Below are 1,477 nucleotides of genomic sequence, written 5' to 3' on the forward strand. Positions count from 1 at the left end.
GTTCGTCCTTGTCATCGTTGGCGGCAAGCTTAGCCGAGCGTCCGGTTTTTGGGGACCACCTCAAAATCATCGAGTCCGGAGGTACTGCACCCGCCGATCAAGTTGAGACTGGTCCGTGCCCGCTACAGGGGGGCTCGTCTTGGCCGGAGGCCCAGAGGGAGGCGTCCAGCCGCCCCAGCCGCTCCAATGATGCGCCCAAACTCCACACCAGCCCCCGCAGTTCCACCCGTCCGGCACAGACGACACACACCGCGGGAAGCACCGCACCGGCCGACGGCCGCCGGAACGAAATCCTTGTCGATACACATGCTTGCGTGCAACGGTCCCGGGAAGAGGGAGAGATCGATTTTGCGCGTGGACGAGTTTGTGAACCGCTGGAGCGCGTCCGGCGGGAGTGAGATGTCGAATTTCCAGAGTTTCGCAGCCGAGCTCTGCGACGTCCTGGAGGTGCAGAGGCCGAAGCCGGCCCAGAGCGACGGACAGACGAACGACTACCGATTTGAGCGCCCGGTCACGGAGACGCATACCGGCTCGCGGCGGCACCGGCGGATCGACCTCTACCGGCGCGGATGCTTCATCCTCGAGGCGAAACAGGGCGCCGGTCCCAAGGCAGAAGCCGAGCAGCTCAGCCTTCTGTCGCCGGAGGAAGCGCCCCGCGCCCAGATGGGTCATGGTCGGCGGGGCACCCGTGTATTCGAGGACACGATGCTCCGGGCGCGCAACCAGGCGGACAGCTATGCCCGGGCCGTCTCGAAGGAGGATGGCTGGCCGCCTTTCCTTCTGATCGCGGATGTCGGCCATGTCATCGAGGTCTACGCCGACTTCTCCGGGCAAGGGCAAGGCTACACCCAGTTTCCCGACGGCAACCGCTTCCGCATCAAGCTCGATGACCTGCATGACGAAGAGGTGCGAGACCGACTCCGCACCATCTGGACCGATCCCCTGTCTCTCGATCCCTCCCGCACCGCGGCACGGGTCACGCGGGAGATCGCAGACCACCTCGCCCAGCTTGGCCGAAGCTTCGAGGGCCAGGGCCACGATGGCGAGGAGGTCGCCCGCTTCCTTATGCGCTGCCTCTTCACCATGTTCGCCGAGGACGTGAAACTGTTGCCGAAGGACAGCTTCCGCGACAAGCTGCGGGAATTGCGCGGCAAGCCCGAGATGGCCGCGCCAGTGCTCCAGTCGCTTTGGGAAACGATGAACACCGGCGGAACATCTCCGGTCCTCATGGCGACGCTCCTGCGCTTCAACGGCGGGCTCTTTCGCGAGGCAAAGGCGCTGCCGCTGAGTGAGGTGCAACTGAGCCTATTGATCGAGGCGGCCGAGGCCGACTGGAAGCAAGTGGAGCCGGCGATATTCGGCACCCTTCTGGAACGCGCGCTGGACAAGAAGAGCCGCCACAAGCTGGGCGCACTGAGGTGGTCTCCAAAAACCGGACGCTCGGCTAAGCTTGCCGCCAACGATGACAAGGACGAAC

The 1,477-nt window shown here is 64.7% G+C and carries 1 protein-coding gene; it reads left to right on the forward strand.

The window, feature by feature from the left end:
* Nucleotides 1-399: 399 nt before the first annotated feature.
* A partial coding sequence (locus BM162_RS22235) for a type IIL restriction-modification enzyme MmeI (protein WP_342741204.1) occupies nt 400-1,477 on the forward strand: 1,078 nt, incomplete at its 3' end.

This window comes from Tranquillimonas alkanivorans (genome assembly GCF_900115595.1).
Lineage (GTDB): Bacteria > Pseudomonadota > Alphaproteobacteria > Rhodobacterales > Rhodobacteraceae > Tranquillimonas > Tranquillimonas alkanivorans.